This window comes from Streptomyces sp. NBC_00091 (assembly GCF_026343185.1).
Taxonomy (GTDB): domain Bacteria; phylum Actinomycetota; class Actinomycetes; order Streptomycetales; family Streptomycetaceae; genus Streptomyces.
Genome location: NZ_JAPEMA010000001.1, coordinates 3,122,067 through 3,145,078, shown reverse-complemented (window position 1 = coordinate 3,145,078; position 23,012 = coordinate 3,122,067). Strand labels below are relative to the sequence as shown.

Annotated in this window: 23 protein-coding genes; 10 read left to right on the top strand and 13 right to left on the bottom strand. The window is 72.4% G+C overall.

What is annotated here, in order from left to right; all coding sequences use genetic code 11:
• Window positions 1-6: 6 nt before the first annotated feature.
• Window positions 7-1,722 carry a hypothetical protein gene (locus OOK34_RS14590; RefSeq protein ID WP_267034302.1) on the bottom strand — a complete coding sequence of 572 codons (1,716 nt, stop codon included), beginning with the start codon at window positions 1,720-1,722 and terminating at the stop codon, window positions 7-9.
• Between the two features lie 437 nt (window positions 1,723-2,159).
• Here OOK34_RS14590 and radA point away from each other — a divergent pair, with 437 nt between their 5' ends.
• Together radA and disA are read left to right on the top strand one after the other, a co-directional pair.
• Window positions 2,160-3,578, top strand: coding sequence for a DNA repair protein RadA (gene radA, locus OOK34_RS14585; RefSeq protein ID WP_267034301.1), 1,419 nt, complete (start codon window positions 2,160-2,162; stop codon window positions 3,576-3,578).
• Window positions 3,579-3,775: 197 nt separating this feature from the next.
• Complete coding sequence (gene disA / locus OOK34_RS14580; protein WP_267034300.1) at window positions 3,776-4,900, top strand: DNA integrity scanning diadenylate cyclase DisA; 1,125 nt, start codon at window positions 3,776-3,778, stop codon at window positions 4,898-4,900.
• A 605-nt stretch (window positions 4,901-5,505) separates the two neighbouring features.
• Here disA and OOK34_RS14575 read toward each other — a convergent pair.
• Complete coding sequence (locus OOK34_RS14575) at window positions 5,506-6,255, bottom strand: hypothetical protein (RefSeq protein ID WP_323183420.1); 750 nt, start codon at window positions 6,253-6,255, stop codon at window positions 5,506-5,508.
• Window positions 6,256-6,478: 223 nt separating this feature from the next.
• Between OOK34_RS14575 and OOK34_RS14570 the strand changes: the two genes are divergently transcribed.
• The 7 genes from OOK34_RS14570 (at window position 6,479) to OOK34_RS14540 (ending at window position 12,802) form a co-directional block, all read left to right on the top strand.
• Complete coding sequence (locus OOK34_RS14570; RefSeq protein ID WP_267034298.1) at window positions 6,479-7,093, top strand: phosphatase PAP2 family protein; 615 nt, start codon at window positions 6,479-6,481, stop codon at window positions 7,091-7,093.
• Between the two features lie 23 nt (window positions 7,094-7,116).
• Window positions 7,117-8,010, top strand: coding sequence for an A/G-specific adenine glycosylase (locus OOK34_RS14565; RefSeq protein ID WP_267034297.1), 894 nt, complete (start codon window positions 7,117-7,119; stop codon window positions 8,008-8,010).
• A 237-nt stretch (window positions 8,011-8,247) separates the two neighbouring features.
• On the top strand, window positions 8,248-8,808 hold the full coding sequence (locus OOK34_RS14560) for a SigE family RNA polymerase sigma factor (RefSeq protein ID WP_007264805.1): 561 nt from the start codon (window positions 8,248-8,250) through the stop codon (window positions 8,806-8,808).
• A 38-nt stretch (window positions 8,809-8,846) separates the two neighbouring features.
• Entirely contained in the window at window positions 8,847-9,497 is a 651-nt protein-coding gene (locus tag OOK34_RS14555; RefSeq protein ID WP_267034296.1) for a hypothetical protein, read from the top strand.
• 50 nt (window positions 9,498-9,547) lie between these two features.
• Complete coding sequence (gene cseB, locus OOK34_RS14550; RefSeq protein ID WP_267034295.1) at window positions 9,548-10,261, top strand: two-component system response regulator CseB; 714 nt, start codon at window positions 9,548-9,550, stop codon at window positions 10,259-10,261.
• Between the two features lie 10 nt (window positions 10,262-10,271).
• On the top strand, window positions 10,272-11,585 hold the full coding sequence (gene cseC, locus OOK34_RS14545) for a two-component system sensor histidine kinase CseC (protein ID WP_267034294.1): 1,314 nt from the start codon (window positions 10,272-10,274) through the stop codon (window positions 11,583-11,585).
• Window positions 11,586-11,677: 92 nt separating this feature from the next.
• A complete protein-coding gene (locus tag OOK34_RS14540) occupies window positions 11,678-12,802 on the top strand; it encodes a LamG-like jellyroll fold domain-containing protein (RefSeq protein WP_267034293.1) in 1,125 nt (374 codons plus the stop codon).
• A 19-nt stretch (window positions 12,803-12,821) separates the two neighbouring features.
• Here the strand turns inward: OOK34_RS14540 and OOK34_RS14535 are convergent, their stop codons facing one another.
• Complete coding sequence (locus OOK34_RS14535; protein ID WP_267034292.1) at window positions 12,822-13,460, bottom strand: M23 family metallopeptidase; 639 nt, start codon at window positions 13,458-13,460, stop codon at window positions 12,822-12,824.
• 499 nt (window positions 13,461-13,959) lie between these two features.
• Window positions 13,960-16,485, bottom strand: coding sequence for an ATP-dependent Clp protease ATP-binding subunit (locus OOK34_RS14530; RefSeq protein ID WP_267034291.1), 2,526 nt, complete (start codon window positions 16,483-16,485; stop codon window positions 13,960-13,962).
• Between the two features lie 451 nt (window positions 16,486-16,936).
• Here OOK34_RS14530 and OOK34_RS14525 point away from each other — a divergent pair, with 451 nt between their 5' ends.
• A complete protein-coding gene (locus OOK34_RS14525) occupies window positions 16,937-17,527 on the top strand; it encodes an SCO3374 family protein (protein ID WP_267034290.1) in 591 nt (196 codons plus the stop codon).
• On the opposite strand, the gene OOK34_RS14520 is transcribed toward OOK34_RS14525, so the two are convergent.
• From OOK34_RS14520 to nadC, 9 genes are all read right to left on the bottom strand, one after another.
• Entirely contained in the window at window positions 17,506-17,844 is a 339-nt protein-coding gene (locus OOK34_RS14520; protein ID WP_267034289.1) for an Lsr2 family protein, read from the bottom strand. The two genes, OOK34_RS14525 and OOK34_RS14520, sit on opposite strands and share 22 nt — an antisense overlap.
• Window positions 17,845-18,009: 165 nt before the next feature.
• Window positions 18,010-18,540, bottom strand: a complete 531-nt coding sequence (locus OOK34_RS14515; protein ID WP_267034288.1) for an amino-acid N-acetyltransferase — start codon at window positions 18,538-18,540, stop codon at window positions 18,010-18,012.
• 9 nt (window positions 18,541-18,549) lie between these two features.
• On the bottom strand, window positions 18,550-18,990 hold the full coding sequence (locus OOK34_RS14510) for a BlaI/MecI/CopY family transcriptional regulator (protein ID WP_267034287.1): 441 nt from the start codon (window positions 18,988-18,990) through the stop codon (window positions 18,550-18,552).
• A gap of 77 nt (window positions 18,991-19,067) precedes the next feature.
• Window positions 19,068-19,235 carry a hypothetical protein gene (locus OOK34_RS14505; protein WP_267034286.1) on the bottom strand — a complete coding sequence of 56 codons (168 nt, stop codon included), beginning with the start codon at window positions 19,233-19,235 and terminating at the stop codon, window positions 19,068-19,070.
• 14 nt (window positions 19,236-19,249) lie between these two features.
• On the bottom strand, window positions 19,250-19,816 hold the full coding sequence (locus OOK34_RS14500) for a hypothetical protein (RefSeq protein ID WP_267036739.1): 567 nt from the start codon (window positions 19,814-19,816) through the stop codon (window positions 19,250-19,252).
• Window positions 19,817-19,935: 119 nt separating this feature from the next.
• Complete coding sequence (locus tag OOK34_RS14495) at window positions 19,936-20,127, bottom strand: DUF397 domain-containing protein (RefSeq protein ID WP_267034285.1); 192 nt, start codon at window positions 20,125-20,127, stop codon at window positions 19,936-19,938.
• A 135-nt stretch (window positions 20,128-20,262) separates the two neighbouring features.
• Window positions 20,263-21,015, bottom strand: coding sequence for a GntR family transcriptional regulator (locus OOK34_RS14490; protein WP_267034284.1), 753 nt, complete (start codon window positions 21,013-21,015; stop codon window positions 20,263-20,265).
• A 213-nt stretch (window positions 21,016-21,228) separates the two neighbouring features.
• Window positions 21,229-22,038, bottom strand: coding sequence for a type III pantothenate kinase (locus OOK34_RS14485; protein ID WP_267034283.1), 810 nt, complete (start codon window positions 22,036-22,038; stop codon window positions 21,229-21,231).
• A gap of 3 nt (window positions 22,039-22,041) precedes the next feature.
• Window positions 22,042-23,010 carry a carboxylating nicotinate-nucleotide diphosphorylase gene (nadC, locus tag OOK34_RS14480; RefSeq protein WP_267034282.1) on the bottom strand — a complete coding sequence of 323 codons (969 nt, stop codon included), beginning with the start codon at window positions 23,008-23,010 and terminating at the stop codon, window positions 22,042-22,044.
• Window positions 23,011-23,012 lie beyond the last annotated feature (2 nt).

Below are 23,012 nucleotides of genomic sequence, written 5' to 3'. Positions count from 1 at the left end.
AGAACGCTACGACCCCGCGGGCGCCGGGTCGGGGGAAACCGTTCCTCCTGAGGGCGGCGCCGGGGTCGCGGTCTCCGTCGGCGCGGGCGTCGGGGTCGGAGTCGGGGTGGGCGTGGGGTCCGGGGACGGCGGGGTCGGCGTCGGTGTGGGGTCCGGGGACGGCCGCGTCGGGGTGGGCGTCGGCGTCGGGTCGGGGTCGGGCGGGGTCGGCTCGGTGGTGGTGGCCGGGCGGCCGCGGCCCTGGAGGGAGACCACCGCTCCGCCGGGGTCCACGCCGACCCGGGCCGTCCAGGCGCCGACGGGCTGGGCCGCGGTGTCGACGGTGATCCGTAGGGTGACCGATTCTCCGGGTGCCAGCGTGCCCGCCGTCTGGCTCGCGCGCAGCCAGGGGGCGTCCGACCAGAGCCGCCAGTCGACCGGGCTCCCGCCGGAGGCGGTGAGGGTGAGCAGGGTGGTGGCGCCCCGGGTGGCGGCGGCGACGGTGAGCCGGCCGGGGGCGCCGGGGCCGCCGGCCTCCGGGGTGGCCGGGGGGCCGGCGCTGATGACCTCGACGGAGACGTCGGGGGCTTCGCTGCCGGGGGCGAAGCCGGGCTCGCCGGTGGTGAAGGCGGTGTTGCCGGTGTTCTCGTACGCGGTGAGGGGGCGGCCCCCGGCGTAGGGGGGCGGGATCTTCGACTCGCTGGCGGAGATGCGGGTGCCGTCGCCCCCGACGGGTTCGGCGGTGGCGGGGGCGCCCCGGTACGCGGCCCACAGCGCGAGTACGGGCGCGGCGACGACGGTGGCGACGACGGTGGTGGTCACGGCCCGGGCCCGGAGCCGGTCGCGGCGGGCGGCGCGGTCCTTGGGGTCCATCGGGAAGCCGGTCCGGTCGAAGCGCGGGCCGGGGCGGCCGCCGCGGCGCCGGCCGGAGCGCAGCATGGCGGCGTGGACGGCGGTGCGGGGGGCGGGGACGAGCGGGAGCGCGGCGTTGATGCCGCCGGAGCCGGGCCAGGGCGCGCCGGCGCCGACGCGTTCGGCTACGCGGCGGCAGCGGGGGCAGTCGTCGACGTGGCGGACGAGCTCGGCGCGCAGGGTGGTGGACAGCAGCACCTGCCCGTCGCCCTCGTCTCCGGTGATGCGCGAGACGGCCGGGCAGTTGGCGGTCTCGACGACGGCGAGGGCGGCGCGGGTGCGTTCGACCTCGCAGGCCGCGCCGGAGAGCAGTTCCCGGGCGTTGGTGGGGCCGGTGCCGATGACGGCGGCGAGCTCGCCGACGCCGAGGCGGTGGCGGACGGCGAGCTCGAGCGCCTCGCGCTGTTCGGGGGTGGTGCCGGCGGCTTCGGGCCAGGCGAGGCGGGCCAGCTCGGTACGGCGGTAGGCGCTCACGTCGAGGGGGCGGTGCGCCCGGGGCGCACGATTGGGGTCAGTCTGCTCCGGCGTGCGCCGGGCGGAATGCGCCCCCTGGCGTGCGCGCCGCTGCTCGGCCAGCCGGCGCAGGCAGGCCCAGCGGGCGAGTGCGTACAGCCAGGCCCGCCGGTCGCCCTCGTCGGGACATCGGCCGGGGTGGCGCTCGGCGACCGCGAGGACGTCCCCGAGCACGTCGGTGGCGGTGTCGTGGTCGCACAGGACCGAGAGGCAGTAGGTGAAGAGTCCGTCCAGGTAGGGCTCGTGCCGGAAGGGCGGCGGCCCCGAGCCCGGGGCGGGGTATTCCAGCTCCGCGGTGTCGGCCGTACCGGCGGCCACAGCCGCACCACCGGCCGCACCAGACACCCCTGCCGCACCGGAAATCCCGCCAGCACCACCAGTACCACCAGTGCCACCGGCACCAGCCGTCTCCGCTGCATCACCCGTGTCGGCCCCCGGACCCGTCCATCCCGCTCGGGGCGTGCGCCCGTGCGCCCGGTGTGCGCCGGTGCGTGATGCGGGGTCTCCCTGGTCGCTGCTGTTCACCTGGCGAACCGTAGGCGGCGCGCCCGTGACGCTCCGGAAGCCTTCCTGGGTTTTAGCCCTTACGGGTGAACAGATCGCCACTGTGCTGACAGCGGCCCTGACGCGTGGCGGACGGCCGGGCCGCGCCGTCCCCCATCTGCCGTCCGCCCTCCCCCATCCACCCTCCCCATCCGCCGTCCCCCATCCGGACGCGGCGGGCGTTGTCGGTGGCGGCGGCTACCGTGGGCCGCATGGCTGCCCGTACATCTCGTTCATCCGCCAAGGACCGGCCGTCCTACCGCTGCTCCGAGTGCGGCTTCACGACCGCGAAGTGGCTCGGCCGGTGCCCCGAGTGCCAGGCGTGGGGGACCGTCGAGGAGATGGGCGGCGCCCCGGCCGTACGGACCACCGCCGCCGGGCGCGTGTCGGCGCCCGCGCTGCCCATCGCCCAGGTCGACGGCCGCACCGCGACCGCCCGCAGCACCGGCGTGGACGAGCTGGACCGCGTCCTGGGCGGCGGCCTGGTCCCGGGCGCGGTCGTGCTGCTGGCCGGCGAGCCGGGCGTCGGCAAGTCGACGCTGCTGCTGGACGTCGCGGCGAAGGCGGCCACCGGGGACCACCGCACCCTGTACGTCACGGGCGAGGAGTCGGCGAGCCAGGTCCGGCTGCGGGCCGACCGGATCAACGCCCTCAACGACCACCTCTACCTCGCCGCCGAGACCGACCTGTCCGCCGTCCTCGGCCACCTCGACGCGGTCAAGCCCTCCCTCCTCGTCCTGGACTCCGTCCAGACCATCGCCTCCCCCGAGATCGACGGCGCGCCCGGCGGCATGGCCCAGGTCCGCGAGGTCGCGGGCGCGCTGATCCGCGCCTCCAAGGAGCGGGGCATGGCCACCCTGCTCGTCGGCCACGTCACCAAGGACGGGGCGATCGCCGGCCCCCGCCTGCTGGAGCACCTCGTCGACGTCGTCCTCAGCTTCGAGGGCGACCGGCACGCCCGGCTGCGCCTCGTACGCGGTGTGAAGAACCGCTACGGCGCCACCGACGAGGTCGGCTGCTTCGAGCTGCACGACGAGGGCATCACTGGGCTCGCCGACCCCAGCGGCCTGTTCCTCACCCGCCGCGCCGAGGCCGTCCCCGGGACCTGCCTGACCGTGACCCTGGAGGGCAAGCGCCCGCTGGTCGCCGAGGTGCAGGCGCTCACCGTCGACTCGCAGATCCCCTCCCCGCGCCGCACCACCTCCGGCCTGGAGACCTCGCGCGTCTCCATGATGCTGGCGGTGCTGGAGCAGCGCGGCCGGATCACCGCGCTGGGCAAGCGAGACATCTACAGCGCGACCGTGGGCGGCGTGAAGCTCACCGAGCCGGCCGCCGACCTGGCGATCGCGCTGGCGCTGGCCTCGGCCGCCAGTGACGTGCCCCTGCCGAAGAACCTGGTCGCCATCGGGGAGGTCGGCCTCGCGGGCGAGGTGCGGCGGGTGACCGGCGTGCAGCGGCGCCTGTCCGAGGCGCACCGGCTCGGCTTCACGCACGCGCTGGTGCCGGCGGATCCGGGGAAGGTCCCGGCGGGCATGAAGGTCATCGAGGTCGCGGACGTGGGGGACGCGCTACGGGTCCTGCCGCGCGGGCGCTCCCGTACGCCGGCCAAGGAGCGGGCCGCGGCGGAATAACCGGCTCCGCCAGCGGACGCCACGGCCGGTCCAAGGGCAGGTCAGCGGGCGGACCGGGCGCGGGCCGCAGGACCCGTACGGGCCCTCGTGGCGGCGGTAGGGGCCAAGGCTCGGCGGGCGCGCAGCCCGCGCCGGTAGACTTTGTGCTGGTCCGCCCGGCCGTAGGCGGCGGCGCAACCCGCGACCGGAGGAGTGCAGTGGCAGCCAAGGACGGGGCAGCAGCACCCGGGAAGTCCGGCGCGAGTTCCAAGCACGAGGCGCTGATGCGCGCTTCACTGAGCGCGGTCGCACCTGGTCAGCCCCTGCGCGACGGCCTGGAGCGGATCGTCCGCGGCAACACGGGCGGCCTGATCGTCCTCGGCATGGACAAGGCCGTCGAGGCGATGTGTACCGGCGGCTTCGTCCTGGACGTGGAGTTCACCGCGACCCGGCTGCGCGAGCTGTGCAAGCTCGACGGGGCGCTCATCCTCGACAAGGACATCACCAAGATCCTGCGGGCCGGCGTGCAGCTGGTGCCCGACGCGTCGATCCCGACGGAGGAGACGGGCACCCGTCACCGCACGGCGGACCGCGTCTCCAAGCAGTGCGGCTTCCCCGTCGTCTCGGTGTCCCAGTCGATGCGGCTGATCGCGCTGTACGTGGACGGGGAGCGGCGGGTCCTGGAGGAGTCCGGGGCGATCCTGTCGCGGGCCAACCAGGCGCTGGCCACGCTGGAGCGGTACAAGCTCCGCCTGGACGAGGTCGCGGGCACCCTGTCGGCGCTGGAGATCGAGGACCTGGTCACGGTCCGCGACGTCACCGCCGTCGCGCAGCGGCTGGAAATGGTCCGCCGGATCGCGACCGAGATCGCCGAGTACGTGGTCGAACTGGGCACGGACGGGCGACTGCTGTCGCTCCAGCTGGACGAGCTGACGGTCGGCATCGAGCAGGAGCGGGAGCTGGTGATCCGGGACTACGTTCCGGAACCGACGGCGAAGCGTTCCCGCACGGTGGACGAGGCGCTGCCGGCGCTGGACGCGCTGACGCATCCGGAACTGCTGGAGCTGGCGATCGTCGCGCGGGCGCTGGGGTACACGGGGTCGCCCGAGACCCTGGACTCGGCGGTGTCGCCCCGCGGGTACCGGCTGCTGGCGAAGGTGCCGAGGCTGCCGGGGGCGATCATCGAGCGGCTGGTGGAGCACTTCGGCGGCCTGCAGAAGCTGCTTGCCGCCAGCGTGGACGACCTCCAGACGGTCGACGGCGTGGGCGAGGCGCGGGCGCGGAGTGTCCGCGAGGGCCTGTCCCGCCTGGCGGAGTCCTCGATCCTCGAACGCTACGTCTAACCCCGGGGCCCCGCCCCACCCCCCGAGCTACGCCCGGACCCCGCGGGTCGGCAGCTCCCCCGGGCTGCGCCCGGACCCCCTGGGGCTCCGCCCCAGCCCCCGCGCCTCAAACGCCGGCGAGGCTGGATTTGCCTGCGGTAGCCATGCCCCTGCGGCTCCGCTTCCGGGGGCCAGCCCCCGCACTCCCGCGCCTCAAACGCCGGCGGGGCTGGTTTTGGCTGCGGTAGCCGTGCGCCTGCGGCTCCGCTTCCGGGGGCCAGCCCCCGGACCCCCGCGCCTCAAACGCCGGCGAGGCTGGATTTCGCTGAGCGAGGCTCGGATGTGTCGCTCAGCGGGCTGGAACGGCCAGCTGGATCTTTCAGCCCCGTCGGCGTTTGAGGCGCGGGTCCGGGCAGAGCCCGGGGAACGGTGGAAGGGCGGGTAGGGGACAGCCCCGCGCAGCGGCAACCACCCGCAGACGGGCAACCGACCCCAGCCCGGGCCCATGGCCCCGCCCCGGGTCCGACGGACGGAGTCCGGCGCAGCGGCGCGAAGCCGGAGAGGCGCCCTGGCGCCGAGCCGCGCGAGCGGCGCGTCGGAAATTGGGCGCGGCGCGTCGAGAAGGGCTAATCCTGCTTCAGGACGAAGGAGGTGCGGGCCACCGGGAGGCCCGGGGACTTGACCTCGACCACGTAGGTGTCCGGGGCCGGGCTGCCGGCCGGAGGGTTCTGGCACTGGTCCGCCGCGCTCAGCCTGCGGTCCCACTCCACCGACTGCTTCGCCTCGCCCTGCGCCGGCAGCCGGAAGAAGGCGTTGGCCGCGCCCGCCGGGCAGTCGGCGGAGGACCAGACGGCCTTCGCGCCGGTCGTCTGGTAGATCGTCATGACGGCCTGCCGGGGGCCGAGTCCGAACTTGCAGGTGCTGCCGGAGACATTGCGGACGAGGAGTTCGAGACGCGGCTTCTCGTTCGTCTCGTACTCGTTCTTCACGCTCTTGACCTCCCACTGCAGCGCACTCGCCGGGCACGTCGGCAGCGGGGAGTCCGCCGGGACCTGGGCCGGGGAGGAGCCCGACCCGGAAGAGCCGGAGTCCGCGCCGGAGTTGCCGCCGGAGCCGGAGCCGCCGGCCGGTTCGCCGTTCTTGCCCGGGCCCTGGGAACCGGAGCCGGAGCCCGCGCCGCCGCCCGCGCCCGACTCGCCGCGTCCGCCCGGTGCCTGACTGATCGCCGGGCCGGAGCCGGAGGGGCCGGGGGTGATCGTGCCCGCGGGTCCGGAGCCGTCGCCGCCGCCCTTGCCGTTCGTACTCGTCCTGCCCCCACCGGAACTGACGACCCATACGGCGAGGAGCGCGATGAGCGCGGCGACGGACGCCAGCACAGCCCTCCGTCGCCAGTAAATGGAGGAGGGGAGCGGCCCGACCGGATTGCGCAGAGATCCCACGCACCGAACCTTACGAGAACTCGTGCCGCGTTCAGTGCCCCACATGCCGCTTATCCGGCAGGTTTTGCCGATGATCATCCTGCGGGGCCACCCGGGAGCGCCGATAACCGGCCAGGGGGCCGATCCGGCCGTGCCGGGCCGCCAAGTACGGTCGGTGACCATGGACAGTTCCGACCTCTATCGCGACATCACCGACTTCGCCCACGCCACGCCCCACTGGGTGCAGTCGGCCGTCGAGGTCTGGACCGAGTACGGGCTCCTGCTCTTCGGTCTGCTCTTCATATCCGTCTGGTGGCGTGCGCGCGGGCAGGGCAGCCCCCGGGCGGTGGCCCTGGCCGTCCTCGCGCCGCTCGTCACCGCGCTCGTGTACATCGCCTCCGAGCTGGTGAAGTCCACCGTCGACGAGGAGCGGCCCTGCCGGGCGGTGGCCGGGGCGGCCGCCTCCCTGATCCCGTGCCCGCCGTACGGCGACTGGTCCTTCCCGAGCAACCACTCCGCCATCGCGGGCGCCGCCGCCGTCGCGCTGGCGCTGGCGGTGCCCCGCCTCGCGTGGCTGACCCTGCCGATGGGGCTGCTGATGGCCTTCTCCCGGGTCTTCGTCGGGGTGCACTACCCGCACGACGTCGGGATGGGCCTGCTGCTGGGCGCTTCGCTGGCGCCCCTGGCCGTGGCGGCGCTGACCGGTCCGATGATCAGGATCACCGCCGCCGTCCAGGGGAGCGGCAACCGCGCCGCCGTCTGGTTCACCGGTCCGGGCCCCGCGCGACGCCCGTGAAACGTGTCAGGATGCCGTCTGCCATGACTGCATCCCCATCACACACCTCCGCGCTGCACACCCCCGTCATCGCGTGGTTCGACGAGCACGCCCGCGACCTGCCCTGGCGCCGCCCCGAGGCCGGCCCCTGGGGGGTGATGGTCAGCGAGTTCATGTTGCAGCAGACCCCGGTCAGCCGGGTCCTGCCGGTGTACGAGCAGTGGCTCGCCCGGTGGCCCCGGCCCGCCGACCTGGCCGCCGAGGCGCCGGGCGAGGCCGTACGGGCCTGGGGGCGCCTGGGCTACCCCCGCCGGGCCCTGCGCCTGCACGGCGCGGCCTCGGCGATAGCGGAACGGCACGGTGGCGACGTACCGCGGGACCACGGGCAGCTGCTCGCGCTGCCCGGGATCGGCGAGTACACGGCCGCCGCGGTGGCCTCCTTCGCGTACGGGCAGCGGCACGCGGTGCTGGACACCAACGTGCGCCGGGTCTTCGCGCGCGCCGCGACCGGGGTCGAGTACCCGCCGAACGCCACCACCGCCGCCGAGCGGCGCCTGGCGCGGGAGCTGCTGCCCGAGGACGAGGGGACGGCGGCCCGCTGGGCGGCGGCCTCCATGGAGCTGGGCGCGCTGGTGTGCACCGCCAAGAGCCCGGACTGCGTCCGCTGCCCGGTGGCGGGGCTGTGCGCGTGGCGGCTCGCCGGGAAGCCCGCGCACGAGGGCCCGCCGCGGCGCGGGCAGACGTACGCGGGGACCGACCGGCAGGTGCGCGGCAAGCTGCTCGCGGTGCTCCGGGAGGCGGTCGGGGCGGTTCCGCAGGCGGTGCTCGACACGGTCTGGGACGAGCCGGTGCAGCGGGCCCGGGCGCTGGACGGGCTGGTGTCGGACGGGCTGGTGGAGCCGCTCGCCCAGGGCATGTACCGGCTGCCGCAGGGCTGACGGGGCCGCCTGCCTACGGGCGGCTCGCGCGGGACCCGGCGCGGCTCGGAATTCACTCGAAGTTGACTCGAAGATTCCGTTTCGGGCCGGGAAACCCCAGCTCAACGGCACTGTTACACAACCTACGGGTGTCCGTGCGCCCACCGCAGGCTGACCCGCACAGTGCCGTGACAACCCCTCCGTACCTTCGGATCCGTAAGACAGCGGAGACGGTGGACGGCAGCGGAGGCGGTCTGAATGGCGCACGGAGAGGTACTCGAGTTCGAGGAGTACGTACGCACCCGGCAGGACGCCCTGCTGCGCAGCGCCCGGCGCCTGGTCCCGGACCCCACGGACGCCCAGGACCTGCTCCAGACCGCCCTCGTGCGCACCTACGGCCGCTGGGACGGCATCGCCGACAAGTCCCTGGCCGACGCCTACCTGCGCCGGGTCATGATCAATACCCGTACCGAGTGGTGGCGGGCCCGCAAGCTCGACGAGGTCCCCACCGAGCAGCTCCCGGACGCCTCCGTCGAGGACGGCTCCGACCAGCGCGCCGACCGCGCCCTCTTGATGGACATCCTCAAGGTGCTCGCGCCCAAGCAGCGCAGTGTCGTCGTGCTGCGACACTGGGAGCAGATGAGCACCGAGGAGACGGCCGCGGCGCTCGGTATGTCGGCGGGAACCGTGAAGAGCACACTGCACCGCGCACTGGCCAGGCTCCGCCAGGAGCTGGAGAGCCGGGACCTGGACATGCGTGCCCTGGAACGCGGTGACCACACCACGCGCTACGAGGGGCGGGAGCGGTGCGCGGCCTGAACGGCCAAAGTCTGAGCGGTAGAAGCTCGCTGGTACTCATGTCGACGGGGACGTTCGTCCTCGTCGGCACAGTGCTGTTCGCGGCCGGATGCTCCACCGGCGGCACCGGACTGCGCGACGGCGGCCCGGCGCGCACCGACCCGGTCTCGCGCAGCAACCAGCCCACGGGCGGCGCCACCAAGCCGCCGGCCCCCGGCCACTCCCCCGCCGCGGGCACCGCCGGGCCGGTCAAGCGGGTCGACCCGGTGGCCCTGCTGAAGGCGGACCCCAAGGTCAGCGCCGAGATCAAACGGGACCTCAAGCCCTGCACGGGCAAGGAGTACCCGGTCGACGTGAGCTACGGGAAGATCACCGGCGGCAGCGTGGTCGACGTCGTCGTCAACGTCCTGTCCTGCGCCGACGCCCTGGGGCGCGGTTCGTACGTGTACCGCTCGGACGGCGGGAAGTACGAGAATGTGTTCACGGACGAGCAGAAACCGGTCTACGCGGAGATCGACCGGGGCGACCTGGTGATCAGCAAGCCCGTCTACGGACAGGACGCCGCGCCCTCCGAGCCCTCGGGCGAGGACGTGATCACGTACCGCTGGAACGGGGAGCGGTTCACCGAGCAGGACCGGGTGCACTCCGAGTACAGCAACGTGTTCAACCCCGGGATGCAGCCGGCCCCGGCCGTCTCCCCCAAGAGCTGAACGACAGAACGACAGAACGACCGAGCGGAAGAACCGGAGTGTGGCTGGGCATGGCCGAGACCCACGTGCTGTTCGTGGAGGACGACGACGTCATCCGCGAGGCCACGACCCTGGCGCTGGAGCGCGACGGGTTCGTCGTCACCGCCATGCCCGACGGCCTGTCCGGCCTGGAGTCCTTCCGGGCCGACCGGCCGGACATCGCGCTGCTCGACGTGATGGTGCCCGGCATGGACGGCGTGAGCCTGTGCCGCCGCATCCGTGACGAGTCCACCGTCCCCGTGATCATGCTGTCGGCGCGCGCCGACTCCATCGACGTGGTCCTGGGCCTGGAGGCGGGCGCCGACGACTACGTCACCAAGCCCTTCGACGGCTCGGTCCTCGTCGCCCGGATCCGCGCGGTGCTGCGCCGCTTCGGGCACGCCGGCGGCCCGCAGAACGGCGCGGGCGGGGCGGGCGACGCGGACGGCTCCGGCGAGCGCGGGGTGCTGTCCTTCGGCGACCTGGAGGTCGACACCGAGGGCATGGAGGTCCGCAGGGCGGGCGCCCCCGTGGCCCTGACCCCCACCGAAATGCGGCTGCTGCTGGAGTTCTCCTCCGCGCCCGGCACCGTCCTGTCGCGCGACCGGCTCCTGGAGCGCGTGTGGGACTACGACTGGGGCGGCGACACCCGCGTCGTGGACGTCCACGTCCAGCGGCTGCGCACCAAGATCGGCCAGGACCGGATCGAAACGGTCCGGGGCTTCGGATACAAGCTCAAGGCATGAGAAGAACCGCATGAGGCGTGTCACCCTCCGTACGGGGATCCGCTGGAAGATCACGCTCGCCATCGCCGCGGTCGGCGCGCTCACCGCGCTCGCGCTGAGCCTGGTGGTGCACAGCGCTGCCCGCGTGTCGATGCTCGAGAGCGCCCGGGACCAGGAGCTGGAGCGGGTCCAGTACATCGCCCGCACCCCCGACGCCGGCCGCAAGCCGATCTGGGGCGCCAAGGTCAACGACCCCGAACTGCCCACCGAGCTGCGCGAGAAGGCCCGCTCGGGGCGGCGCGGCACCTACATCCACGAGTCCCCGAAGAAGGTCCCCGAGGTGTGGGCGGCCGTGCCGCTCGGCAACGGGCAGGTGCTGTCCATGCACCACCCGTTCCGCGAGAGCGCGAACATGGTGCGCGACCTGGACCGGGCCCTGGTCGTCGGCTCCCTCGCCGTGGTCATCGGCGGCTCCGCGCTCGGCGTGCTGATCGGCGGGCAGATCTCGCGCCGGCTGCGCCAGGCCGCGGCCGCCGCGCAGCGGGTGGCGCACGGGGATCCCGAGGTGCGCGTACGGGACGCCGTGGGCGGTGTCGTACGGGACGAGACGGACGACCTCGCGCGGGCCGTGGACGCCATGGCCGACGCCCTCCAGCAGCGGCTGGAGGCCGAGCGGCGGGTGACCGCGGACATCGCGCACGAGCTCCGGACCCCGGTGACGGGCCTGCTCACGGCGGCGGAACTGCTGCCTCCGGGCCGGCCGACGGAGCTCGTACGGGACCGCGCGCAGGCGATGCGGGCGCTGGTCGAGGACGTGCTGGAGGTGGCCCGGCTGGACAGCGCGTCCGAGCGGGCCGAGCTCCAGGAGGTGGCGCTGGGCGAGTTCGTGAGCCGGCGGGTGGCCTCGCTGATGCCGGAGGCCTCCGTACGGATCGTCGCGGACGAGATCGTCAGCACTGACCCGCGCCGGCTGGAGCGGATCCTGGGCAACCTGCTGGCCAATGCCGCGCGGTACGGGCGGGCGCCGATCCAGGTCGACGTCGAGGGCCGGGTCGTGCGCGTGCGGGACCACGGGCCGGGCTTCCCCGAGGCGCTGCTGCGGGAGGGGCCGAGCCGCTTCCGGACCGGCTCCACGGACCGGGCGGGCGTCGGTCACGGGCTCGGCCTGACCATCGCGGAGGGGCAGGCGCGGGTGCTGGGGGCGCGGCTGACGTTCCGCAACGTCGCGGCGCCGGGCGGCGCGGAGAACGAGGGCGCGGCGGCGGGGGCGGTGGCGGTGCTGTGGCTGCCGGAGCACGCGCCGACGGCGACGGGAAGCTTCCCGATCGTCCAGCTCCCGGGCTGACCCCTGTTCCTCACGGGGGCGGGCGGGGGTGGCTGCGGGGGGGGCGGTGCCGGGGTGGGTGCCGTTCCCGGCGATGTTCTAGCATCCGTGCCATGACTGACGGTACGGATCGCCCGAACAGCCCCCAGCCCGGCCCCGCCTCCGGGGGCGGCGGCTACGGATTCCCGCCGCAGACGCCGAATCCCTATCAGCCGGGGCCCGCGCAGGGTCAGCCGCCCGGCGGGGGCTTCGGGCCGCCTCCGGCCGAGCCCGCGCAGCCCGCCCAGCCGCAGCCCCCGCTCGGCGGCGGTGGCGCTGAACCGTTTCCCTTGCCCACGTCCTCGTCCGCGCCGGACTGGCAGGCGATGGCCGACCGCACCGAGGCCCAGCGGCGCAAGCGCAAGCGGCTGACCATCGGGATCGGGGCGCTCGTGGTGGTCCTGGCGGCGGGCGGCGCGGGGTTCTTCGTACTGAACGGGTCCGACGACCCGAAGGACCCGCCGGCGGTGGCCGCCTCGGGCTCCCCCACCGCCTCGGGCGGCGGGTCCCAGTCCAAGACCCCGGAGGACAACTCCCCCACCGTGCCGGGCGAGCCGAACCTGCTGCGCGACCGCAACGGGAAGATGGGCATAGCCCTGGGGCCCGGCGCCTCGCTGGGCGAGCTGGCCAACCGGACCGAGGTCCGGTTCAAGGGCATGGCGGACTCGTACGCCCAGGGCGCCGAGGCGGCCGTGGACGTGACGAAGAGCTTCACCGTCTCCACGCGCGCCTACAACGTGTCCGAGACCGGCTCGCGGATGGCGGTGAGCCAGGGCGACGGGGTCTCGTACTCCTTCGAGCTGGGCTTCGAGGTCGTCAACGGCAAGAAGGCCTGGGTGTTCCGGGTGCAGACCGGCGACAAGGGCCAGGCGGCGACCGCGCAGCAGGTGGTCGTGGACAACGTGGACACGACGCGGCAGTGGGCGCTGCTGACCGGGACCTACGACGCGGAGAAGAAGACCATCGCGCTGTGGGTGGACGACAAGCAGGCCGGCCAGGCGCAGGTCTCCGGGGTCTGGGCCGGCCCCGGGCCGCTCCAGCTGGGGCGGGCCCGGCACCACGGGATCTGGAGCGCCGCGTGGGACGGGCCGCTCGACCACATCCGGATCTTCGACCAGGCACTGAACCAGGAACAGATCACGGGCCTGAAGAACAACAAGACCGGCAAGACCAAGCCCACGCACTCCTGGCTGATCTGAGCCGGTCCGGCCGGCTGGGTCAGATGGTGACGCCCGCGTTGCGCAGGAAGGTCACCGGGTTGATGGCCGAGCCGTAGTTCGGGGTGGTGCGGATCTCGAAGTGCAGGTGGGGGCCGCTGGAGTTGCCGGTGTTGCCGGACAGCGCGATCTGCTGGGCGGCGGAGACCTTCTGGCCGATCCGGACCTGGATCTTCGAGAGGTGCGCGTACTGGGAGTACGTGTTGTTCGCGTGCTTGATCACGATGGCGTTGCCGTACGCGGGGCCGTCGCCGCCGCCGTTCGGGCCGGCCTTGACGACGGTGCCGGCGCCGGCGGCCTTGACCGCGGTGCCGGTGGGGACGGCGAAGTCCTGGCCGGAGTGCTTGTGCGACCACATGGTGCCGCCCTTGCCGAAGGTCGCGGAGAGCGTGTAGCTCTCGACCGGCTTGTCCCACAGGCCGGCCTTCGCGGCGGCGGTCTTGGCCTTCGCGGCGGCGGCCTTGGCCTGCGCGTCGGCCTGGGCCTGGACGGCGGCCACCTCGGCGGTCACGGACAGGGTGCTGGGGGCCTCGTCGGCGAAGGCGGCGGTCGTCCCGGCCCCGAGTGCCAGGACCGCACCGAGACCGGTGGCGGCGAGGGCGATACGGGTACGACGGGTGGTGGCGCGCTTCGCGGACATGCGGAGACCTCCGGGGCCGGGGACAGGAGCGTGTTCGGGCAAGAAAGATCCCGGCGCTGCGGCCTGAGCCGCCACTGCCGGGCTTGCCCCACCTTGGTAACCCGTGCCCCCCGGCTTCCCCAAACGTCCCTTTTACTACCCGGACTCGTAGGCGCCCGGTGGATCTCCACCGGGTTGACGTTGTCCCGACTGGGCCTACGCGTGGACAAAACGGGCGACAGAATCTACGAGAGATCCTAGTAGGTCCGATTTGCCCTGTGCGGCTTGTCACCGGCCCGGGACCTTCGGCCTCCCCTTTCCAGGACCAACGCCTGCAACCGGCCCGCCGTCGCCGCACTCGCGCGTCCCGGAGCCCGGAACCCCCTGGGGCCGCCCCGAGCCCACCCTCGCGGCCCCAGGGGCTTCCTGGGGGCCGCGAGGCGGCCCGGCGCACGCCAAAAGGGGCGGCCCCGGGACTTCTCAGTCCCGGGGCCGCCCCTTGTCACTGCTCGGTTACTGCTTACGCACCCTTGGAGAGGTCCGGGCCGGAGCCCGTGGCCTCGATCGGGGGCAGGTCCGGCAGGGCCGACTTCTCCTCGCCGCGGAAGGTGAACTTGGCTTCCTCGCCCTCACCCTCCACACCGACGACCACGATGTGACCGGGGCGCAGCTCGCCGAAGAGGATCTTCTCCGACAGCAGGTCCTCGATCTCGCGCTGGATGGTCCGGCGCAGCGGGCGCGCACCCATGATCGGGTCGTAGCCGCGCTTGGCCAGGAGCATCTTCGCCTCACCGCTGAGCTCGATGCCCATGTCGCGGTCCTTGAGGCGCTCGTCCACCTTGGCGATCATCAGGTCGACGATCTGGATGATGTCTTCCTGGCTGAGCTGGTGGAAGACGACCGTGTCGTCGACGCGGTTGAGGAACTCGGGCCGGAAGTGCTGCTTCAGCTCTTCGTTGACCTTCGCCTTCATCCGGTCGTAACCGGTCTTGACGTCGCCCTGGGCGGCGAAGCCCAGGTTGAAGCCCTTGGAGATGTCCCGCGTACCCAGGTTGGTCGTCATGATGATGACCGTGTTCTTGAAGTCCACGACCCGGCCCTGGGAGTCGGTCAGGCGACCGTCCTCCAGGATCTGGAGAAGGGAATTGAAGATATCCGGGTGCGCCTTCTCGACCTCGTCGAAGAGGACGACGGAGAACGGCTTCCGGCGGACCTTCTCGGTCAGCTGGCCGCCCTCTTCGTAGCCCACGTAGCCGGGGGGCGAACCGAAGAGGCGGGAAACCGTGTGCTTCTCGCTGAACTCCGACATGTCGAGGGAGATCAGCGCGTCCTCGTCGCCGAAGAGGAATTCGGCGAGCGTCTTGGAGAGCTCGGTCTTACCGACACCGGACGGGCCGGCGAAGATGAACGAGCCACCGGGACGCTTCGGGTCCTTCAGACCCGCACGGGTCCGGCGGATGGCCTGGGAGAGCGCCTTGATGGCGTCCTTCTGGCCGATGACGCGCTTGTGGAGCTCGTCCTCCATGCGCAGGAGGCGGGAGGACTCCTCCTCCGTGAGCTTGAAGACGGGAATGCCGGTCGCGGTCGCGAGGACTTCGGCGATGAGCTCGCCGTCGACCTCGGCGACGACGTCCATGTCGCCGGCCTTCCATTCCTTCTCGCGCTTGGACTTCCCGGCGAGCAGCTGCTTCTCCGAATCACGGAGCGAAGCCGCCTTCTCGAAGTCCTGGGAGTCGATGGCCGACTCCTTGTCGCGGCGGACGGCCGCGATCTTCTCGTCGAACTCGCGGAGGTCCGGCGGTGCGGTCATCCGGCGGATGCGCATCCGGGAGCCGGCCTCGTCGATCAGGTCGATCGCCTTGTCCGGCAGGAAGCGGTCCGAGATGTAGCGGTCCGCGAGCGTCGCCGCCTGGACGAGGGCCTCGTCCGTGATGGAGACGCGGTGGTGGGCCTCGTAGCGGTCGCGCAGGCCCTTGAGGATCTCGATCGTGTGGGGGAGGGAAGGCTCCGCCACCTGGATCGGCTGGAAGCGGCGCTCGAGGGCCGCGTCCTTCTCGAGGTGCTTGCGGTACTCGTCCAGCGTCGTGGCACCGATGGTCTGGAGCTCACCACGGGCCAGCATGGGCTTCAGGATGCTGGCGGCGTCGATCGCGCCCTCGGCGGCGCCCGCGCCCACGAGGGTGTGGAGCTCGTCGATGAACAGGATGATGTCGCCGCGGGTGCGGATCTCCTTGAGGACCTTCTTCAGGCGCTCCTCGAAGTCACCGCGGTAGCGGGAGCCCGCGACGAGCGCGCCCAGGTCCAGGGTGTAGAGGTGCTTGTCCTTGAGGGTCTCGGGCACCTCGCCCTTGACGATCGCCTGGGCCAGGCCCTCGACGACGGCGGTCTTGCCGACGCCGGGCTCGCCGATGAGGACCGGGTTGTTCTTGGTCCGGCGGGACAGCACCTGCATGACCCGCTCGATCTCCTTCTCGCGCCCGATGACCGGGTCGAGCTTGGATTCGCGGGCAGCCTGGGTGAGGTTGCGGCCGAACTGGTCGAGGACCAGCGAGGTCGAGGGGGTGCCCTCGGCCGGGCCGCCAGCGGTTGCCGACTCCTTGCCGCCCCCGGTGTAGCCGGAGAGCAGCTGGATGACCTGCTGCCGGACTCGGTTGAGATCGGCGCCCAGCTTCACGAGGACCTGGGCGGCGACGCCCTCGCCCTCGCGGATCAGGCCGAGCAGGATGTGCTCGGTGCCGATGTAGTTGTGGCCGAGCTGGAGGGCCTCTCGGAGCGAAAGCTCCAGGACCTTCTTCGCCCGCGGGGTGAAGGGGATGTGGCCGGACGGGGCCTGCTGCCCCTGACCGATGATCTCCTCAACCTGCTGGCGAACAGCCTCGAGCGAAATCCCGAGGCTCTCCAGGGCCTTAGCGGCGACACCCTCACCCTCGTGGATCAAGCCCAGGAGGATGTGCTCGGTGCCGATGTAGTTGTGGTTGAGCATCCGGGCTTCTTCCTGAGCCAGGACGACAACCCGCCGCGCGCGGTCGGTGAACCTCTCGAACATCGTTTATCGCTCCTCAGAGCGGTCGGGCAGTTCGGGGTCGGTCCCCGCCCTGTCCTTCCGCATGCTAGTCCCGCGGGACGGGACAGCTCATTCCAACTGCCGACATCCGTCCACGGCTCACCCCCACGTCGGTGAGGAAAACCCTGCTGTTAGAGCCGACTACTGCTCCAACTCGATGGTGCGAGACGATGTTCCCGCAGGCCAGGCAGATACCCGTCACGCGTGTACGCCGATGGCGAACGGAAGCCGCTCAAATCAGCGTGTCGCCCCGATCCACTAGGAATGTCTTACCCGTAAGGACTGACAGTCCATGCCGATGGGCAGGGGTCCCTCCGCTAAGGGCGAACACGCTTGTGTCCCGAATGTGGGACTCCGCTCCGCGAGGTTTACGCTCCGCATTGGAACGGGCGCACCGCGTAACCCGGCGGCGACCGGTGGAGTTGCTCCGGTCATGTCCCTCAGCACCGTGAGCGTCCCCGCACCCCGCGTCCCGTCCGAGGCCGACACCCGTACCTGGTACGAGCGGGTGCTCGGCTGGAGCTGTGCGGGCGGGCCGCCCCCGCAGCTGGTCACCGGGATCCGGTTCGACGTGCTGGAGCTGCCCCGCGACGCGGGGGCCGCGCTGCTGCGCAGGCACGTCACCACCGGTCCGGTGGCCGTGATGGGGCGCAGGATGCGCTTCCTGGTGGCCCCGGGCTCGGCCGAGGAGCTGGATGCGCTGCTCGACTGGCTGGATTGGGGCGGGGTGGCGCTGGATCTGACCGCCCTGGGCGCGGGGGGCAGGATCACCGCCCCCGTGCCGCCTGGGCGGACGCCGGGAGAAAGCCCTCGGGGGGCCGCCGTGTGGCTGCGGCCCCCCGAGCTGGGGTGCGAGGCATCGCTGCCCGCCCTGCCCGGTCCGGGGCAGGGCACCGGGGCCGGGCCCGGACCCTGTGCGGAGCCGGCCGGGCCCGATCTCGTACGCCTGGTGGCCGCGGCGGCGACGGAATGCCACCGCGCCCGCCTGGGGCGGCGTACGCCTCAGCCCTTGGCGTTCTCGTAGGCCTCTTTGATCTCGGCCGGGACGCGGCCGCGGTCGTTGACGCTGAGACCCTGGGCCTTGGCCCACGCGCGGATCTCGGCGGTGTCCGGGCTGCCCGGCGAAGCGGCGGCCCGGCCCTTGGCGCGGCCGGCGGAGGCGCGCCCGCCGGTACGGCGGCCGGCCTTCACGAAGTCCTCCAGCGCACCGCGGAGCTTTTCAGCGTTGGCGGTGGTGAGGTCGATCTCGTAGGTCTTGCCATCCAGAGCGAACGTCACGGTCTCGTCCGCCGTGCCACCGTCGAGGTCGTCGACAAGAAGGACCTGAACCTTCTGTGCCACCGGATTTCCTTTCATCGAAAATGCAGTACGCGGAAAGGAAACCGCTTTTGCCTGGAAAACACAAACCCCCGTCGAGAGGTTCAGGGGCTCAACAAGGCGGGAAACGTGCGCGATTCGGACATAGGCCACAGGGGGGCCGGGGGCCGGAAAAGCCGCCGCGATCGATCAGAGGTGCAGCAGCATCCGGCTGTTGCCCAAGGTGTTCGGCTTCACTCGTTCGAGACCGAGGAACTCGGCGACTCCCTCGTCATAGGAACGCAGGAGCTCCATGTAGACATCGGTCTCCACCGGGGTCTCGCCGATCTCGACGAACCCGTGCTTCGCGAAGAAGTCGACTTCGAAGGTCAGGCAGAATACCCGGCTCACCCCGAGCCGGCGGGCGGTCTCCAACAACTTGGCGAGCACCTGATGCCCCACGCCCGCGCCCTTCAAGTCACGGTCGACGGCGAGCGTGCGTACTTCGGCGAGGTCTTCCCACATGACGTGGAGAGCCCCGCAGCCCACCACCTGCCCGTCGGAGTCGCGTTCCGCGACCCAGAACTCCTGGATGTCCTCGTAAAGGACGACGGGGGCTTTGTCGAGGAGGATCCGCTGCTGCACGTACTGGTCGAGCAGGCGGCGCAGCGCCGGAACATCACCGGTGCGTGCGCGGCGGATCGTCACTGTTTTCGCGTCTGAGGTGGAAAGCTCTCCCATACCCGGACGCTATCGCCCCGGCTCGGGCCGGCGTGCGCCGGAGTCCCCTTCCGGCGCGGCCCCGGCCGCGGGCTCCCCGGGCTCGGGTTCGTCGTGCTGGACGATGCGTACGGCGTCGCGGAGGGCCTCGCGCTGTTCCGTGGACATCATGCCGAAGAAGGCGACGAGAGCGGCCGCGGGGTTGTCGCTGGTCGACCAGGCTTCGTTCATCAGTGCGGCCGAGTAGGCGGCGCGGGTGGAGACCGCCGTATATCGATAGGCGCGGCCTTCGGCTTCCCGGCGGACCCAGCCCTTCTGATGGAGATTGTCCATAACGGTCATGACCGTGGTGTACGCGATGGACCGTTCCTGCTGGAGGTCTTCCAGGACTTCCCGAACGGTGACCGGGCGGTTCCACTGCCACACCCGTGTCATCACTGCGTCTTCGAGTTCTCCCAAGGGGCGAGGCACAGCAGCACGATAGTGCGGATTGCGGTGAATTGCCCGACTATTCGGAGGGGCGCGCGGTGGATAACCCCGGGCGGCCGTTACTTCTGCGGCTGCTGCCCGGCCTCGGCCCGGGCGATCACGGCATCGACGGCCGCGTCTTCCTTGGCCTTGTTGGCACCGCCCTGGCTCTTCACGATCGTCACGACGAGGGCGATGAAGAACGCGGCCATTGCGAAGGGGGGCACGAGCGCGGAGACGTAGTCCATGCCCCCCAGCGTAGCTATACGGCGGCGAGCCCGGCCGCCGGGGGCGGGGTGGGCTTGCGGCGCGGCGGGAAGACCTCGCCCGGGGTGGGGACCGGGCGGGCCGGGGGCTCCTTGCCGGGGGCGGGCGCGGGTGCGGGCTTCGGCGGGGCCGGCGGCTGGTCCTTGCCGCCCGCCAGGGCCAGGAGGCGGGTGCGGGGCGCGGGGGCGGCCGCGAGCCTGCGGCGTACGGAGCGTTCGGCGACGGCCTGGGCCCGTTCGAGCACGGCGCCGGCGAGCGGGTTGGCCCGCAGGGCGCGCAGGGCGGCGAGGTCGTCGGGCTGGGGCTCGTACCCGGCGGCCAGGGCGTCCTGGAGCAGCTCCAGGTAACCGGAGAGGCTCCCGGGGAGGGCGCCGCGGTAGCGGGCGAGGTCCTCGAGCAGGAAGGCTCTGAGCCGGCCGGCCTCCAGGACCGCGTCGTCCACCGACGCCGCGAGGCGAAGGCAGTCCTGGACCTCGGAAGCCGTCAGGGGGGCCGTGGAGGGCTGGAGGGCGTGGGCGAGGAGGCGCCTGAGCACGTGCAGCTCGGCGGCGCTGAACGCCATGCCGCCGCGGGATCCGTAGGGCGTGGGCATGGGGCGAAGATACGCGCTAATCGGACAAAATCCCCTGAGGGTGCGGGATTGCGGCGCGGCGGACCGGCGCGCGGCCCGCCGCGACCGGCTCAGCCGGTCGCTTTGACGGCCTTCACGAAGTCGGCCCAGGCGGCGTGGGTGGTGGCCATCACGAGGTGCGCCGGGTCGGCCCGGTCGGCCACGCGCACCAGCGTGCCGGGCGCGGCCGCCACGTACACGCAGGCGTCTCCGTCGCCACAGTAGGACGATTTGCGCCAGGCGGGCCGGGCGTTCGCGGTCATGGTGTCTCCTCCGCAGTGGACGAGTTCGCGGTACTTCTCGAGCGTGACGCTATCTCCACGACAGGCACACTCCAGCCTGTTTGGGTAAAAAACACAGCCGTCGGAAAAGTACGTCCCCGCGGCGTGCGGCGCCGGTCACTCGACCGGGAAGGCGTACGCGATCTCGTAGCGGGAGTCGGGAATGACCAGGTCGGCCGTCTCCACGGGGCGGCCCTCGGAGTCGATGTACGTGCGCTCGATCGCGGTGATCATCGAACCGAGGCTGATCCCGAGGAGGTTGGCCTGGTCCTGGTTGGCCCGGGAGGGGCGCGGCACCTCCACCACGGAGGTGACGGTGATGCCGATGGAGCGCATACGGGCCACGACGCCCGCGCCGCGCAGCTCTCCCACCTCCGGGAGCACGATCGGGGTGCCGGAGGTGATCGCCAACGGCTCCCAGGACTCGGAGAGTTCGGCGGGGCTGCCGTCGGCCATGAACTCGTAGCGGGTCAGCACGCAGGGGGAGCCCGGTTCGATGGCGAGCCGGGCGGCGATCCGCTCGGGCGCCGGGACCTGCGGCAGGGTCTTGGAGTCCCAGGACGCGGAGATGCCGTGCGCGGCGGCCTCGGAGCGGAAGGTGTTGCCCGAGCCGGGCACCCGGCGGCGGGTGCGGAGCATCCGCATGCGCCGGCGCGGGGTGCGCACGTAGGTGCCGGAGCCGGCGCGGCCCTCGAGGAAACCCTCGATGATCAGCTGCTCCATGGCCCGCTGGGTGACGCTCTGCCCGACGGAGTACTCGTCCGCGAAGCGGGCGCGGGAGGGGAGTCTGTCGCCGATCTGCCACTCGCCCGCCTCGATGCGGTTCCGGAGTGACTCGACCACCTGCAAGTACGGTGATTTACGGGGCATTTGGGCCGTCCTGTGCCGTCTCGGCTGTGCCGCTTCGGGAGGGTGTGCGTCCGACGCCGACAAGCTAACCGATCAGGTTCAAGCTGAGGACTCCGCATGACGGTCCGCTACGGGCGGGCGCCTCCTGCGGCCCCCTGTGCCTGCTGCGGCCCCCGCCGGAGCGGGGGCCGCAGGGGCCGGGTCACCGGGGCCGCGTCACGGGGGCCGCTGACTTCAGTCGAAGTTGGGCGCGTTGCGCTCGTAGACCAGCCGCAGCCCGATCAGGGTCAGCCACGGCTCGTGGTCGTCGATCACCGAGGCCTCGCCCAGGACGATCGGGGCCAGCCCGCCGGTGGCGATGACGCGGACGTCGTCCGGGTCGCCGCCCGGACCCGCCAGCTCCTTGGCCATCCGGTTGACGATCCCGTCGACCTGGCCCGCGAACCCGTAGACCACGCCCGACTGCATCGCCTCGACCGTGGACTTGCCGATCACGTTCCGCGGCCGGGCCAGCTCGATCTTGCGGAGCTGGGCCCCGCGTACGCCGAGCGCCTCCATCGAGATCTCGATGCCCGGCGAGATCACCCCGCCCACGTACTCGCCCTTCGCGGACACCGCGTCGAAGGTGGTCGCCGTACCGAAGTCCACGACGATCGCCGGACCCCCGTACAGCTCGACGGCGGCGACCGCGTTGATGATGCGGTCCGCGCCGACCTCCTTCGGGTTGTCCATGAGGATCGGCACGCCCGTCTTGATCCCGGGCTCCACCAGCACCGCCGGGACGTCGCCGTAGTAGCGGCGGGTGACCTCGCGCAGCTCGTGCAGGACCGACGGGACCGTCGCGCAGATCGCGATGCCGTGGATCCCGTCGCCCAGCTCGCTGCCGAGCATCGGGTGCATCCCCATCAGGCCCTGCATCAGGACGGCCAGCTCGTCGGCCGTCCTGCGCGGGTCGGTCGAGACCCGCCAGTGCTCGACGATCTCGTCACCGTCGAACAGGCCCAGGACCGTGTGGGTGTTGCCCACGTCGATGGTGAGCAGCACGGTCTACACCGCCTCGCGCAGGTCGAGGCCGATGTCCAGGACCGGCGAGGAGTGCGTCAGCGCGCCGACCGCCAGGTAGTCCACGCCGGTCTCGGCGTAGGCGCGGGCGGTCTCCAGGGTGAGCCGGCCCGAGGACTCCAGGACGGCGCGGCCCGCGACGATGGTCACGGCCTCCTCCGTCTCCGGGACGGTGAAGTTGTCCAGCAGGATCAAGTCGGCGCCCGCGTCCACGGCCTCGCGGACCTGGTGCATCGTGTCGACCTCGACCTCCACCGGGACGTCCGGGAAGGCCTCGCGGACGGCCTTGAAGGCCTGGACGACGCCGCCGGCCGCCACCACGTGGTTGTCCTTGACCAGCGCCGCGTCCGACAGGGACATGCGGTGGTTGACGCCGCCGCCGCAGCGGACCGCGTACTTCTCCAGCGAGCGCAGCCCCGGCGTGGTCTTGCGGGTGTCGCGGACCCGGGCCTGGGTGCCCTCCAGGACGTCCGCCCAGCGGCGGGTGGCCGTGGCGATGCCGGAGAGGCGGCACAGGATGTTCAGGGCGCTGCGCTCGGCGGTCAGCAGGTCGCGCGTGCGGGCGCGTACCGACAGCAGGAGCTCGCCGGCCTCGACCTTGTCGCCGTCCTCGGCGTGCCGCTCCACCTCGAAGGACTCCGTGCACACCACGGAGAACACGGCCTCGGCGATGCGCAGGCCGGCCACGACCCCCGCCTCGCGGGCCACGAAGTCGGCGATGGCCTCGGCCTCCTCGGGGACGGTGGCGACGGTGGTGACGTCGACCCCGCCGTCCAGGTCCTCGGACAGCGCCATGTGGGCGATGTCCTCGACCTCGATCGGGTCCAGGCCGGCGTCCGCCAGCAGCTGGGCGAGCGCCGGGTCGAGGCCGCTCTCCTCGCCGTCGCCGCAGGCGCAGTCGTCGCCGCAGCCGCCTTCGTTCTGCTCGATCAGGGGGAGTTCGGGGGTGCTCACGG